The sequence below is a fragment of the Sphingomonas beigongshangi genome, assembly GCF_016820445.1.
Classification (GTDB): Bacteria; Pseudomonadota; Alphaproteobacteria; order Sphingomonadales; family Sphingomonadaceae; genus Sphingomonas; species Sphingomonas beigongshangi.
The window spans coordinates 335,046-349,590 of record NZ_JADHDT010000005.1 but is presented as its reverse complement, the minus strand read 5'-3'; the positions used below and the strand labels follow the sequence as shown (position 1 = coordinate 349,590).

The window sequence follows — 14,545 nt, the reverse complement described above, 5'->3', positions numbered from 1 at the left end:
ACTATGCTGCCGCAAACATCGTCGATATGGCAGCGTGACTCACATCCAACGGCCTCCGGCAAACCCGGCGCGGTTCAGTGCATTACAGCATCTTCGATGGAGGTCGCTAGTGGGCGTAAGCGGCTCGTCCGTTTTTGGGAGGGGGGCGGAACGGCGGCTTTCGGCAAGGCGGCCCCCGATAGCAGAGGTTGGCGGATCGCTTCTTTTCCCAGAAGCGATGGTATATCGAGAACGCGAGCGGCTTGCAGAACCCCTTCTGTGGCGGCCATTTGGAGAAGGCGAAGCGCCGCCAGAACGGCCATAGGAGGCAGGAAGCGGGCATGCTTGGTAATTTGGCCGTTTTTTTAGGGAGTGAACGTGATTGCGCATGTGTTCTTGGCGGCCGTATCGCTCTGCGCGGCGGCAGAACGTCAATCAGGCGATGCAGAGCGCATTTGTTATGCAAGAATTGCCGATTTGACGGATCGTAAAATGGTGGCGCAGTGGAAGAAGACGCTTGCGACCCTCCACCGCGACGACCTTGAGATACGACGCGAAAAGCTAAACCTTCCCGATATGACACCGAACCTGCTTGCCTCGCAGCGCGCTTGGCTCCGCTATCGTGACGCCCAGTGCGGTATGGTCAGCGATCAGGCGGCTGGGGGGACCGCCGGCTTAGGTGAGTTGGACAGCCGGTGTCGCATCGAACTCAACCGTCAGCGAACAATAGATTTGAAACAACGCGCAGAGCGAGGACTTTTACCGCCATTTCCATAAAAACCATACTCGTCCATTTGCAAGCGTTTGCGATTATTCCTGCAAACGAACGTGTCGCGAGATGGCTGCGGCTTTCCCAATTAGATCGGATTTGGGAATACAGAGCCGGTAGGATTTGCTCATCGATTCTGCTCATGAAGATGGCGGAAATGCCAAATCCGTAAGCTCTTTGCTCAGTCCATCGACATGACCCCCCTTGTAAGAAAACTGCTTTTGATGGTTGGAGATGCGAGTTTCCACGTTTATATATAGCACGCCGACCGCCGGCACCTCTGCGCGATGGAAAGTCGTTGGTTCCGCGTAGAAACATTTGTCAGCTAATATCTGGTTGAGCCTTCTCCCTTTCTCGTCCGGCAACAACCACGCTTTGCGTGGCAAGATATACGGTTTAGCGCCTTCTATCCATGCTTTAGATTGCCCTACTGCGGTTCCACTCCAAGTACCATTTATACCGCGCTCCAAAATGACGCTGAACTCGGTAGTCTCCAAGTCACCACCAACAGCATGGATACTTATCATCGAACGCGACAGTGGCATTGGCTCATTCAGCAAGGCGCGCAAGGCAACGTGCCGGTCTTCTACACTTGAGACTGGGGTCCAATCTTCATCTGGAGCTTTGCCTAGGAGCGCCTCGCTAGCTCCGCAGCTACGAAGGACCTGTCGATCAGCTTTCGCAAGGGCCGCCACATCTCTAGCCATTTCCGCTTGCGAGGCGCTCAGAATTAGCGCCAAGCAAAGCATCTCACCGTACGCCATGATCTGTCTCCCGCATCGAAGAATGGCTCAACGCTACAACCCAATTAAGCTAATGGCACCGCTTAATCTGAAGCGGTCCAGCGCTGGGCAAAGGCGCACCTGACACCCTTCCCAAAAGGAAGCCGTATCGAGGAAGAGGCCTTTCTGACCGTGCCGAAAGGCGTCAGAGGCATCGCCTTTCTCAACAATATGTTCCCAATTGCTGCTTCCCTTCAAATTCTTCCTCGATGACGGGGAAACGGGAATGGCTAGGCTGAACGTATGGCCGCTTTCGGGAAGAGCGATGGATCGCCCCAGCGCCCGGGTCTGGGGGAAAGTGGAATGTCTGCTTACGGGGACGCCGAGGGCCTTAGCCGACATCTCGTAGCACCGCCATTTCCCAAAAACGATCGGGTTTCGGGAAAGCGGAGGCGTTGTCGAAATACACTAATCAGATATGGTGGCCTTCGCGTCAGTCGCAAGAATAGGGATAGCATCATGTTGTTGGCTGCTCTTCTGCTTCAAGCCAAACCGGTTCCCACTTCCCCATGTGACAACGCAGGTGGCGACGTCGAAATCGCGCAATGTTGGACAGGTGCTTATGACCGAGCGGATGCTGAGCTAAATCGGCGGTGGCCGGACGTGCTCAAGGCTGCCAGCGAAGCGGATCGGGCGTTTGTCCCCAACCAAAGACGGGGCGCACCCGCTGCCGTGCAAGACCTGAAGAACGCTCAGCGTGCATGGCTGAAGTATCGCGATGCTCAATGTGAACTAGAAAGTGACTATGCTCAAGGCGGGTCCCTTCAAGCGATAATTGCCAGCCGGTGCGAAACGGAACTGACCTTGGCGCGGATCAAGCAGCTTCAGGACATAGCTGCCGGGTTTCGGGACGGGTGAGGACGCCGACATATTTTCCCATTTTGTTGGGCGGCCAAGCTTCGTCACCCTTCCCAAAAAACCGACCCGTATCGTGGAAGCGGCCTTTCTGACCGTGCCGAAACGCGCCAAAGGCATCGCCTCTCCCAAAATATGTTCACACTTGCTCTTTCCCGAAATTGGCCTTCGAGGAGGGGGAACCGGGAATGGTTAGGCTGAACGTATGGCGGCTCTCGGGAACAGCGATGGTTCGCCTCAGCGTCCGGGCTTGGGGGACAGCGGACATTCATCACTCGTCGAGAAGGTGGCGTAGCGCCACGCTGATAAGGCCCGACACCGAACGGACAGCAAGCGCCGCCCGCAAATCCTTGAGCGACTTCAGCCGGTCTGCCGCATCGAACAACGCATCGAGGTCAGTTGCGCCAAGGTCCTCGGCTCGGGTGCGGAACATCATCTTACTTTCCGCAAGGCTATTCGGTTCCCCGAGCGCGAGGGGCCACATCGCAAAATTTAGGTAGCTCTGACCTTCTGACCAAGCCGATCCTTGAAGGTTCACAAGCTGCACGAACTCGTCTGTGCGGCGTATCCAATTTGCCTTTCCCTTGCGTTTGAAGCCACGCCCTATGGCAGCTTCACAGATAGCTTGGGCGTCGAACATGCTGCGATGTTATAATTTCGCCCAATGACTGCAAGTGGGCAGAAGCGGACCGTCCGTTTTGAAGCGCTCCAAAACGAAATTGATCGCTCGAAGCCGCCCTCAGGTCTGGAGACGCTGACTGAGGATCCGCGCGATCTGCGAGCGAAAACCACGTCCTGGAACCGCTGGTTTACCGCGATCCGATATGCTCGTGCATCGACTCGGCAGAGAGGAGATCGGCGATGGGGCACTCGGCAGTGGATCCCGCCTTCCACGAACTCCGCCCTTGGAACGAGGGCCGTTTGATCGGCGCCAAGCGGGCGCTGAAGCAGCAGCAGGTCTGGGCGATCCGCTTCTGGCTTGACCAGCACAGGCGATTGCGCGATCGAGCGCTCTTCGACTTGGCTATCGATAGCAAGCTACGCGGCTGTGACGTGGTCAGGATCCGCATCGGCGACGTGGTCTCCGGCGGCCGTATTCGCGACCGCGCCATCATCGTGCAGCAGAAGACCAAGCGACCGGTGCAGTTCGAACTGATGGAGACGGCGCGAAAGACGCTGCGGTCATGGCTCGAGCGTCGCGGTGGCACGCTGAACGACTTCGTCTTCCCGAGCCGCAACGACTACATGGCTCACATGAGCACACGCCAATATGCCCGCCTCGTGCACGAATGGGTGGTCGGCATCGGCCTTGCTCCTCAGGAATACGGCACCCACTCCCTTCGGCGAACAAAGGCGTCCATTATCTACAAAGCCACCGGCAATCTGCGGGCCGTTCAAATTCTCTTGGGTCATGCCAAGATCGACAGCACCGTCCGCTATCTGGGCGTCGACGTAGAGGATGCCTTGGAACTCGCTGAGCGAACCGAGGTCTGAGCAGACCCAAATCCGGTCGTTCACTCACGCTCACGGGCTTCTTCAAACCGGACGTTCGTTCAGACTCGACACGGCAGGTCTGTACGTCCCAGTAGACGAAGTTAACGGCCGTGATACGCACCTTAAATTGCCTCGGAGCAGGAAGGTAACACAATGCAGGTGGAGATCGTCGACGGACACGCCGATCTTGGGATGGACGAGTGGGCCATGGCTGAAAGTGGTGACATTCTTGAAACTGGAGGTGCATCAACCTGCGGCATCGTGGCAGTGCTGAACCATAGTCAATGTCGAGCCTGGATGGTGCATCAGACGGCACCCCACATGATTTTAGATGATACGACAGAGATGCTCGACGACGCTGCCGCGAGCCTCCAGCAAACGGACAACATTGAAATTTGGCTCGCTGGCTGCGGCTCAGGCTCGACCAAAGCTGACGATCGGATTGCGCTGATGAATGCAGTAAGCACTTACTTTCCAACAAAAAACCCGGTTATCCGATGGGGCAGTCAAGAGCTTTTCTTAAATTTTGAAGATGGCACCGGCCAGTGGTTGGCCTCGTCCACTTGAACGCCAGCCTTCTCTAATTCTGACTTGCGGATCTCCATTGACGAGAATGGCAACAGATTCAAATCAGCCGTTCTTGGATTTTCAATGCATAAAGCGGGTGGAATGGTTACCACGAAGACCCATTTCCAGACGTTCGCGTTGCCCTTGATGCCTTCCAACATCCGCCATTCGTTTACCATAGCAGATCGGGCGCGCTTAGTCCGCTTTTCAACGTTCCTGCTGGTGCTGTCAGTCTAATACGAACCGCTCTCCACACGATGCATTTCAGTCTTTGACGCCGACGTTCAGCTGATAAGCGCCTACCGCTCCCCAAGCGCGGCAGAGCGTCGTTCCCGGTAGGTTACTCGGTCGACGAGGTGACGTTCCAGGCTGAAGTGGTTGTGGACGTTGGCGTGGACGGAGGCGAACTTCTGTAGCGTCTTCATCTGTCTGAAGCGCAGCATTGCCCGGTCCCTTTGTCGGAATGGCAGGTGGCTGTTCTCGATCCGGTTGTTGGCCCAGCGGCCAATCTTTCGGGATTCCGGTAGGCCAATTCATCCATCGCTGCACCATAGATGCGTAGACCGTCGGTCGTGATGGTGTTGGGCGAGCCGTGACGCTAGGAAGCCGGGCAGCGGCGAGCGTAACATCGGCCGACGACGGTGCTGGACGGCCATTGGCAAGCCGCCAATCGGCACGAAGCCGGTAGATGCCGGGCATCGGCTGGCCGGTGTCGTCGATGTAGACGACTGCCTGGATTAGACCCTCTTCGTCGAATCCGAGTGAGCGGGGGAGATAAATTGTTCGGCCCGAGCCATTCTCTAACGTTGAGCGGCATCGGTGCGGCGGACGATGTCGTGACCGCAGCGGCCGTCACCATCTGTGCTGTCGTCATCAGGCTGCCCTTGCCGCAATCTTAGCAGTCGCAGATCATGCCGTTGCCACCGCCTGCGGCAACTGACTTGGGGTGAACCTTGCCGCCCCCGTCACTTGAAAGAAGTGGCACGTGCTGGTCACCTCGCATACAATCATCGCCACCTAAACAATTCGTCGGCATTCATGAATCGAGGTGCGCGATGCCCCGCCGCTATGCCACGATTATCCATTCAACAGCAGGTGCATTTGGTTTGACGGAGCCTGTGGCGCCCTTGCCCACCGTCATGTGCCACGAATAAAAGTATTAACGGTTACTGCCAGCGTCAACGCAGGACCGATTAGAGCAAATCATTTTGTATTTATAATTAGTCGTAGGGGTTTTCTAAACCCGACAGGATCATCTCTGCATACGTTCGCCCAATCTCCTGCGCGCTCGCATCGCTCTCCCCGGGGCGGAACCAACGGTGCGTCCAACCGATGACGCCGAAGATACCGAAAGCGACGATCTGCGCCGGCCCGAGATTGCGCAGGCTACCGTCGGCATAGCCCTGCTCGATGATCGCGATCATGCTTTGCGTCGTCAGCCGGTTCACTTCGCGCATGTCCTTCGACCATTGCGATCGCGCATCACTGACGTGGCTCAGGTTTTCGCGGATATAGATGTAGAACAGAGGATAATGATCGCCGTAGGACGTCATCAACATGACGATCAGGTCGCGCAACTTGCGGCGCGGTGCTAGGTCGCTGGTTTCGATCTGCTTGGCCATCGCGCAATTGCGCTCGACCACGGTGCGGACGACCTCGTCGAACAACTCCTCCTTCGAAGAGATGTAATAATAGAGCGAGGCGCGGTCGACGCCCATTTCCTCCGCCACCGCAGCGATGCTGGCCTGCTTGAAACCCAAGCGATTGAAGACACGCACCGCGGCCTCGGCGATCTCCTTGCGCTTGGCTTGATATGTCGCGCTGGAATCGGTGCGCGCGGCCGAGCGGCGGCGGCCGATGCCGCTTTGCTTGACCGGCTTGTCCTGATTTTTGTCGTCCATAGCGCCTCTTGCACCAGCCCGCTGGGCAGATCAAACGATCCCCCGCCAGCGTGTCAACATTGACGTTGACGTTTGCAGACATGGCGGTGCAAGCTGCCGCCGATGACCGATCCCGCATCGCTCGCGCCCGCCTTCGCCGCACTGCTCGCCGATCCGCGTGCCGCGCTCCGTCCGCCACGCGCCGACATGCCGATGGCGGCGTATCGCGCGCGCCTGGATAGTCCGATGATCGCCGCGACTGGCCCGGCCCTGCCCGAAGTTACATCCGCATGGACGCCATGCGGTGTGCCGATGCGGCTCTACCGGCCCACGCCGCCCCCTGCCGCCACGATCCTTTTCATGCACGGCGGCGGGTTCGTCGCCGGCTCGCTGGAGACGCACGATGCGCTGTGCCGGATGCTCGCGCTGGCTAGCGGCGCGCGGGTGGTGTCGGTCGGCTACCGTCTCGCTCCGGAGGCTACGCAGCCCGCCGCGCAGGAGGATTGCGCGGCGGCACTCCGCTGGGTTGCGACAACACAAAGTTCGGCGCGCCTCCTTCTTTGCGGCGACAGCGCCGGCGGCTATCTGGCGGCCATGACGGCGCTGCACGCCCCCCGCGACGGCATCGCCGTGGCGGGGCTGGGCCTGTTCTACCCCGCAATCTCTCCCGCCTGCGCAACGCCATCATGGCAGCGACTGGGCGAGGGCCACATGCTGACGCGCGACTGGATGCGATGGGCGTGGAGCACCTATCTGTGCGCTGCCCCCAACAAGGCAGGTGACGGTCTGCTCGCCGCCGACCTCGGCCACCTGCCACCGACGCATGTCATCACCGCCGCCTTTGACCCGTTGCGCGACGAAGGCGAAGCGTTCGTCGCGGCGATCGCGGCGCAGGGCGGCACGGCGACGCTCACCTGTTATCCGGGCATGATCCACGGCTTCGTCAGCCTGCCGAGACTCACCTCGCTGGCCGACCGCGCCATCACGGAAATGGCCACGACGCTTCTTAGTCAACAACAGTGTTGACTAAATTCGACGACCCGGCCATATCTCGTTCCAGGAGAGCAGCCGGACGCCCCGTCGTCCGGCGCGCGAGGAAAGAAGAACTCGATGACCGAGTCGATACGAGAGGATGCCGCGGCTGGCGGCGCGCCAACCTGGCTCGCAGAGGCAATCGCGCAGGCGAACATCCCGACGCTCGCCTGCGTGCTGGTGCAGCTGACCGGCGATACCGGCTGGATTGAGGGGCGCTTCATCCCCGCACGCACTCGTGGGCTCGACGACAATGACGACGGCGGTTTGCCGACCGCAGTGCAGGATGAGATCCGCGCCGCGGCGCGTGACGCCTTCACCGACTGGTTCGCCGGCCGCGCGCCCGCGCTACCCGTTCCCGACGATGCGCTGCTAGTCCGGATGATGAGTGTGTCGCTCGGCGAGGCGATTCCCGCCGGCTATGCGGCGATGATCCGGCACGAGCTGCAACTGCCCGGCGAAGAGCCGGCGATTGAGGCCGCGAACGGCATCGCACCCCCACCCGGCTTTCGCGCGCTCATCATCGGCGCGGGGATCTCGGGCCTGTCGGCGGCGATCCAGTTCGCCGCGGCGGGCATCCCATTCACCATCGTCGAGCGGCGCGGCGATCTGGGCGGGGTATGGTTCGAAAACCGCTATCCCGGCGCCGCCTGCGACGTGCCGAGCCACCTCTATTCTTTTTCCTACGCCCCCTTCGCCTGGTCTCGCTATTTCGCCGGCAGCCGCGAAATCCACGCCTATCTGCACGACGTCGCCGATCGGTTCGACCTGCGCCGTCACATCCGCTTCGGGCTGGAAGTAACGGAAGCACGCTGGGATGCAGAAGCAGCAGCGTGGCATGTCGACATCGCCGATGCCGATGGCCACGAAGAAACGCTGACCGCCAGCATGATCCTCAGCGGCGTCGGCGCGTTCAACAAGCCGCGCCTGCCCGACGTCCCCGGCCTCGACCGGTTTGAAGGGCCGAGCGTCCATACCGCGCGCTATCCCGACGCCGGCCTCGACCTCGCCGGCAAACATGTCGTGCTGGTCGGCAACGGCGCCAGCGCGATGCAGGTCGGCCCAGCGATCGTCGACACCGTCGCGTCGCTGACCATCGTCAACCGTACGCCGCAATGGGTCGCCCCTTTCCCGAAGTTCGGCCAGCCGATCCCGGACGCGCTGCAACGGCTGATGCAGGCGATGCCGCTCTATCGCCTGTGGTATCGGCTGCGGCTGAGCTGGGCATTCAACGACAAGCAATATGAGGCGCTGCGTCAGGATCCCGACTGGGATGGGCAGGGGCGCTCGATCAACGCGATCAACGATTCGCATCGCCGCGGCCTCACCCGCTATATCGAAACCGAGCTCAGCAAGCGGCCCGACCTGATCCCCGCGATGATCCCGCCCTACCCGCCGTTCGGCAAGCGGATGTTGCTCGACAACGGCTGGTATCGCATGCTGGCGCGCCCGAACGTCACTTATGTGCAAGGTGCGGTCACGGCCGTGAAGCAGCATGGCGTCGTCACCAGCGACGGCGCCGAACATCCTGCCGATGCGATCATCTGGGCGACGGGGTTCGACGTCGTCAACCTGCTGGCGCCGATGCGCGTCGTCGGCGTCGGTGGGCGTACCATTCACGGGGACTGGGACGGCGATGACGCCCGCGCCTACCTCGGCACGGTTGTGCCGGGCTATCCCAACTTCTTCTGCCTCTACGGGCCGAATACGCAATACGGCCATGGCGGCAGCCTGATCTCGGTGCTCGAACGTCAGATGCACTATGTCATGTCGTTGCTGCGCCAGATGTTCGCAGGCGGCATCGCCACCGTCGATGTGCGACCGGAGGTGTACGAAGCCTATAACGCGCGCGTCGACGCGACGCATGCGGGACTGGTGTGGACCTATCCCGGTGTCGATGGCTACGTCCGCAATTCGAAGGGGCGGATCGTCGTCAACAATCCGTTCCGCATCCTCGACATGTGGCGGATGACAGAGACGGCAGACCTCACCGATTATCGCCTGACCTATGCCCATGATCGGGTGCCGGCATGAGCCTGCGCGTCGACCGCCACGATGCGGTGCTGGTGATGACGATCGATCGCCCGGCGCAGCGGAACGCCGTCAACCGTGCGGTATCGCTCGCGCTTGCCGAGGCCCTCGATACGCTGGATCGCGACCCCGCGCTGCGCGCCGGTATCGTGACGGGCGCCGGCGGAAATTTCTGTTCGGGGATGGACCTGAAGGCGTTCGTCGCCGGCGAGCGCCCCGAGCTGGAGGGGCGTGGTTTCGCCGGTGTCACCGAAGCGCCCCCCGCCAAGCCGCTGATCGCCGCGGTCGAGGGGTATGCGCTGGCCGGCGGATGCGAGCTGGCGCTGGCGTGCGACCTGATCGTCGCGGGCGAGGACGCGATGTTCGGCCTGCCCGAGGTCGCTCGCGGCCTCGTCGCCGGATCGGGCGGGCTGGTGCGACTGCGCGAGCGCATCCCGCCAGCGATCGCGCTGGAATATGCGCTGACGGCAAGGCGGATGGATGCCCCGACCGCGCATCGCTGGGGCTTGGTCAACCGGCTCGCGCCGACCGGCGGCGCGCTGGAGGCGGCGCTGGCGCTGGCGCAGGACATCGCCGCCAACGCTCCGCTGTCGGTGCTCGCGAGCAAGCGGATCATGGCAGAGTCGCCCGACTGGGCGCTCGACGAGCGGTGGCAGCGCCAGCGCGGGCTGGTCGAGGCGGTGCTCGCCTCCGCCGATGCGCAGGAAGGCGCGCGTGCCTTCGCCGAGAAACGTCCGCCGGTATGGCGCGGTGCATAGCAGGGAGTTGGCCGTGATGCAGGATATGGCCGTGATCGGCGGTGGCACGATGGGCGTCGGCATCGCCTATGTCGCGGCGCTGGCCGGCGGCACCGTCCAGGTCGTCGAACCCGATGCCGCGCGCGCCGAGACGATGACGCGGACGATCGCCACAACGCTGGACGGCGCGGTGACGCGCGGCAAGCTCGACGCCGATGCCGCGCAAGCGGTCGCAAGGCGCGTCATCCGCGTCGCGACGGTCGAGGCGCTGGACGCCGGCCTGCCGTTGGTCGTCGAATCCGTCCCCGAACGCCTCGACCTCAAGCGCGACGTGCTCGCGCGCGCCGCCGCCCGCACGCCACACCTGCTCGCGACTAACACCAGCGCGATGTCGATCGATACGCTGGTCCAGAGCGTGCGCGATCCCGCGACGTTCCTCGGCCTCCATTTCTTCAACCCCGTCTGGTCGATCAAGCTGCTCGAGATCGTCCGCGGCACCGCCACCAGCGACGCCGCGCTGGCGCAGGCGCGGGCGTTCGGCACTGCGATCGGCAAGGAGACGATCACCGTCCGCGACGTGCCCGGCTTCGCGACCAGCCGCCTCGATTTCGCCGCCGCGCTCGAGGCGATGCGGATGCTGGAGGATGGCGTCGCCAGCGCCGAGGATATCGATCGCGCCGCCGTGTTGGCGTACCGCCACCCGGTCGGGCCGCTGCGGCTCAGCGACATCGTCGGCCTCGACGTCCGGCTTGAGGTCGCGCGCACGTTGGCGGCCGCGCATGGCCCCCGCTTCGCCCCCCCTGCCCTGCTCGCGGCGATGGTCGCCGAGGGTCGCCTCGGCGCCAAGACTGGCCGCGGTTTCTTCGACTGGCCCGCCTGACCACCCTTTTAACGAAAGCGCCCGCATGTCTGCACAGCCCATGTTCTTCTCGCCTCTGGTCGATACCGCCGATCACCATCGCGAATTGCGCGAGAGCGTCGGCCGCTTGGTCAGCAAATTCGGGCGCAAATATTACCAGGACTGCGTGAAGCGCGGCGAGGAGCCCGAGGCTCTATGGGCCGAACTCGGCGCGGCGGGGTTTTTGGGCGTCCACATCCCCGAGGAATTCGGCGGCAGCGGCGGCGGGGTCGCCGACTATAATGTCGTAGTCGAGGAGTGCGCAGCCCAGGGCTGCCCGATGCTGCAACTGGTCATCAACTCGATCACCGCGCCGATCATCGCCACCCATGGCACGCCCGAAATGAAGGCCGAATGGCTGCCCGGCATCGCGGCGGGCACCAGGAAAATCTGCTTTGCGATCACCGAGCCCGACGCGGGATCGAACACCCACAAGGTCAAGACCCAGGTCGTGTCGGACGGCGAAGGCTTCCTGCTCAACGGTGCCAAATACTGGACGTCGGGGATCGACGTGTCGGACGCGGTGATGGTCGTCGCGCGCGATCCCGAGATGGAAACGGGCGACGGCCGCTCCGCCTTGTCGCTGTTCCTGCTGCCGACCGACATCGCAGGGCTGAGCTACCAGCCGATCGAGGCCGCGGTAATGACACCGGAGAAGCAATTCACGACCTTCTACGACAACATCGCGCTCGATGCCGGCGCATTGATCGGTCGGCGTGGGGCGGGCTTGAAGCAGGTGTTCGTCGGGCTGAACCCCGAACGCATATCGGCTGCGGCGATCAACAACGGCATATCGCGGTTCGCGCTCAACCAGGCGGCGCAATATGCCCGCGATCGATCGGTGTGGGGCGTGCCGATCGGGCAGCATCAGGGCGTCTCGCACCCGCTCGCCGAAGCCTATGTCCACGTCCAGGCCGCACGCCTGCTCAACGCCCGCGCCGCGCAGCTGTTCGACCTGCAGGAGGACGCGGCAGAGGCATCGAACATGGCCAAATTCGCCGCCGCCGACGCCTCGCTGAAGGCGCTGGACCAGGCGATCCAGGTGCATGGCGGAAACGGCCTCAGCTACGAATACGGCCTCGCCGACCTGTGGTTCATCGCCCGCCTGCACAAGACCGCGCCGGTCAGTCGCGAGATGATCCTGAACCATGTCGCCCAACACAGCCTCGGGCTGCCCAAAAGCTATTGAGGGGCCGAGCGATGCAGCCGACCCTGCTCGCGCTGATGCGCCGGTTCGCCGCCGCGACGCCGGAAGCGCCGTGCCTCGCCTGCGAGGATGAGCGGCTGACCTTCGCCGACCTCGACCGGCGCAGCACGCAACTGGCGAACGTGCTGCTCGCACACGGCGTCACGGAGGGGGATCGGGTCGCACTGCTGTCGCATACGGGCACGGTCTTCTACGAACTGGCCTATGCCTGCGCGAAGATCGGCGCGATCATGATGCCGCTCAACTGGCGGCTGGCGGCGGGCGAGATTGCCACGATCCTGGCCGATGGCGAACCGACGCTGTTGCTGGTGCAGGATAGGTTGGCCGACAAGGTCGCGGGCGGGATCGTCAACAAGATCGACCTCGTAACGCTCGCCACACTGCGCGACGCTGCGTCGCCCATGCTGCCCGACATCGCCGTCGATTTACATGCGCCGACGCTGCTACTCTACACGTCGGGCACGACGGGCCTGCCCAAGGGCGTGCTCATCAGCCAGGCGAACCTGTCCTATGTCGCGCAGATGGCGCGCGAGGCGTGGGATTTCACGTCGGACAGCGTCAACCTCGTGGCGATGCCGCTCTTCCATATCGGCGGCATCGGCTATGGCATGATGGCGCTGAGCCAGGGCGGGCATACGGTGCTGCTCGACCGGCTCGATCCTGCGAGCATCGCCGCGACGATCGACCAGCATCACGTCACCCACGCCTTCTTCGTGCCGACGGTGGTGCAGCGGCTGGTCGATCATGTCGAGGCGGGCGGCGTGGCGCCCAAGGGGCTGCGCCGCATCCTCTACGGCGCCGCACCGATCGGCGAGCCGCTGCTGCGCCGTGCGCTGGCGCTGTTCGGCTGCGAGTTCAGCCATGCCTATGGCGCGACCGAGACCGCGGGCACCGTCATTACCTTGCCCCCCGCCGAGCACGATCCCGACGGCCCGACGCCAGACCGGCTGCGTTCGTGCGGCAAGCCCCTGCCCTGGGTCGAGCTTGCGCTGGTCGATCCCGCAACCGAACGCCCGGTCGGCGTCGGCGAGGTCGGCGAAATCCGCATTCGGTCGGGAATGGTCATGCTGGGCTATTGGCGCAAGCCCGACGACACCGCCGCGGCCGTCACGCCCGATGGCTGGCTCAGGACCGGTGACGCCGCCTATCGCGATCCAGACGGCTTCGTCTTCATCCACGATCGCTACAAGGACATGATCGTGTCGGGTGGCGAGAACGTCTATCCGACCGAGATCGAGAACGTGCTCGGCGCGCATCCCGATGTCGGCCAGGTCGCCGTGATCGGCGTGCCGCACCCCAAATGGGGCGAGACGCCGCGCGCCTATGTCGTGCCCCGCGTCGGTGCCGACCCGCAGGAGGCAGAGATGATCGCCTATACCCGCACTCGCCTCGCGCATTACAAATGCCCGACCTCGATCCGCTTCGTCGGCGCACTGCCGCAGACCGCCTCGGGCAAGATCCTGAAGAACGACCTGCGAGCGCTCGATAGTAACCGCGAGGGTGCGGCATGACGCCGTCGCCACAGGCGCGCGCGCTGCGCGGGTTCGCGATCGATTTCCTGACCGCGCACGATCCCTCCGCCGTCGCCTGGGTGATGGATCCCGCCTATCGCCTGTCGATCGGCGGCCATCTCTTCGACGGGCGCGACGACCGCTATCTGCCCGCGACCGTGGCGCAGCTCGACCAGTTCCCCGGCCTCACCGTCACCGTCCACGACACGATCCTTGGGACCGAGGGCGTGGCGATGCGCTTCACCGAACACGGCGCCTCCCTGCGCGATGACGGCCGCATGGCGGCGTGGCGCGGGATCACGCTGTTCCGCCTGTCGGGCGATCGCCTGTCTCACGGTTGGGCGGAGGAGGATTATTTCGCGCGCAAACGCCAGTTGAAGAGCGGTATCGCCGATCCGGTTGAACCGCCCGCGCTCGCGCCCTGGGACCGCCCCGTCCTGCCGCCCGACACCGATACCGACACAATCGTGCGCGACTGGCTGCCGCGATGGCATACCGATCCGGCGACCGAAGCGGTATTGGTCGACGGTCCGTCCTTTGACGATCTGGTCGCGGTCGAGACGGCGACGCTCTCGCACCTCTTCACCGCAGGGCCGCGCGCGGCATGCCACATCGTCTGCGACGGCCGCTACACCGGCGGCTTTACCGACATCGATGCAGCGCTGGTGGGCGAGCCCGTTGTCCTGCGGCTGGCAGCGATGATCGATACCGCCGAGGGCCGGGTGACGCGGGCGCAGGTGTCGGGCGACCGCCTGGGCCTGCACCGCGACCTGATCAACCGACACCGCGGATGAAAGGGCTGA

General features: G+C 63.2%; 14 protein-coding genes and 1 pseudogene. 11 read left to right on the top strand and 4 right to left on the bottom strand.

Annotated elements, in window-relative coordinates:
- The first annotated feature begins 357 nt into the window (after positions 1–357).
- The gene (locus IQ292_RS11410; protein ID WP_203310412.1) at positions 358–756 is read left to right on the top strand and encodes a lysozyme inhibitor LprI family protein; all 399 of its coding nucleotides are present in this window, start codon (positions 358–360) and stop codon (positions 754–756) included.
- Between the two features lie 132 nt (positions 757–888).
- On the opposite strand, the gene IQ292_RS11405 is transcribed toward IQ292_RS11410, so the two are convergent.
- Positions 889–1,512 carry a hypothetical protein gene (locus IQ292_RS11405; protein WP_203310411.1) on the bottom strand — a complete coding sequence of 208 codons (624 nt, stop codon included), beginning with the start codon at positions 1,510–1,512 and terminating at the stop codon, positions 889–891.
- Positions 1,513–1,989: 477 nt separating this feature from the next.
- Between IQ292_RS11405 and IQ292_RS11400 the strand changes: the two genes are divergently transcribed.
- A complete protein-coding gene (locus IQ292_RS11400; RefSeq protein ID WP_203310309.1) occupies positions 1,990–2,388 on the top strand; it encodes a lysozyme inhibitor LprI family protein in 399 nt (132 codons plus the stop codon).
- A gap of 268 nt (positions 2,389–2,656) precedes the next feature.
- Here the strand turns inward: IQ292_RS11400 and IQ292_RS11395 are convergent, their stop codons facing one another.
- Complete coding sequence (locus IQ292_RS11395; protein WP_203310410.1) at positions 2,657–3,025, bottom strand: DUF4304 domain-containing protein; 369 nt, start codon at positions 3,023–3,025, stop codon at positions 2,657–2,659.
- Between the two features lie 221 nt (positions 3,026–3,246).
- Here IQ292_RS11395 and IQ292_RS11390 point away from each other — a divergent pair, with 221 nt between their 5' ends.
- Together IQ292_RS11390 and IQ292_RS11385 are read left to right on the top strand one after the other, a co-directional pair.
- Positions 3,247–3,879, top strand: coding sequence for a tyrosine-type recombinase/integrase (locus IQ292_RS11390; RefSeq protein WP_203310409.1), 633 nt, complete (start codon positions 3,247–3,249; stop codon positions 3,877–3,879).
- A 153-nt stretch (positions 3,880–4,032) separates the two neighbouring features.
- Positions 4,033–4,446, top strand: coding sequence for a hypothetical protein (locus IQ292_RS11385; protein ID WP_203310408.1), 414 nt, complete (start codon positions 4,033–4,035; stop codon positions 4,444–4,446).
- A gap of 299 nt (positions 4,447–4,745) precedes the next feature.
- Here the strand turns inward: IQ292_RS11385 and IQ292_RS17920 are convergent.
- Positions 4,746–5,044, bottom strand: a pseudogene (locus IQ292_RS17920) (DDE-type integrase/transposase/recombinase); the annotation flags it as partial.
- Between the two features lie 622 nt (positions 5,045–5,666).
- Entirely contained in the window at positions 5,667–6,347 is a 681-nt protein-coding gene (locus IQ292_RS11375) for a TetR/AcrR family transcriptional regulator (RefSeq protein WP_203310407.1), read from the bottom strand.
- A 102-nt stretch (positions 6,348–6,449) separates the two neighbouring features.
- Between IQ292_RS11375 and IQ292_RS11370 the strand changes: the two genes are divergently transcribed.
- The 7 genes from IQ292_RS11370 (at position 6,450) to IQ292_RS11340 (ending at position 14,536) form a co-directional block, all read left to right on the top strand.
- Positions 6,450–7,352: an alpha/beta hydrolase gene (locus IQ292_RS11370; RefSeq protein WP_062126649.1), complete on the top strand. Its 903-nt coding sequence runs from the start codon at positions 6,450–6,452 to the stop codon at positions 7,350–7,352.
- An 84-nt stretch (positions 7,353–7,436) separates the two neighbouring features.
- Complete coding sequence (locus IQ292_RS11365) at positions 7,437–9,392, top strand: flavin-containing monooxygenase (protein ID WP_203310406.1); 1,956 nt, start codon at positions 7,437–7,439, stop codon at positions 9,390–9,392.
- Positions 9,389–10,147 carry a crotonase/enoyl-CoA hydratase family protein gene (locus IQ292_RS11360; RefSeq protein ID WP_062126654.1) on the top strand — a complete coding sequence of 253 codons (759 nt, stop codon included), beginning with the start codon at positions 9,389–9,391 and terminating at the stop codon, positions 10,145–10,147. Before IQ292_RS11365 ends, IQ292_RS11360 begins: the two co-directional genes overlap by 4 nt.
- 16 nt (positions 10,148–10,163) lie before the next feature.
- The gene (locus tag IQ292_RS11355; RefSeq protein WP_062126657.1) at positions 10,164–11,006 is read left to right on the top strand and encodes a 3-hydroxyacyl-CoA dehydrogenase family protein; all 843 of its coding nucleotides are present in this window, start codon (positions 10,164–10,166) and stop codon (positions 11,004–11,006) included.
- Between the two features lie 25 nt (positions 11,007–11,031).
- Entirely contained in the window at positions 11,032–12,213 is a 1,182-nt protein-coding gene (locus tag IQ292_RS11350; protein WP_082824902.1) for an acyl-CoA dehydrogenase family protein, read from the top strand.
- 11 nt (positions 12,214–12,224) lie between these two features.
- Positions 12,225–13,742 (top strand): class I adenylate-forming enzyme family protein, encoded by a 1,518-nt coding sequence (locus tag IQ292_RS11345; protein WP_062126664.1) that lies wholly within the window; start codon positions 12,225–12,227, stop codon positions 13,740–13,742.
- Entirely contained in the window at positions 13,739–14,536 is a 798-nt protein-coding gene (locus tag IQ292_RS11340; RefSeq protein ID WP_062126667.1) for a nuclear transport factor 2 family protein, read from the top strand. Before IQ292_RS11345 ends, IQ292_RS11340 begins: the two co-directional genes overlap by 4 nt.
- The last annotated feature ends 9 nt before the right edge of the window (positions 14,537–14,545 follow it).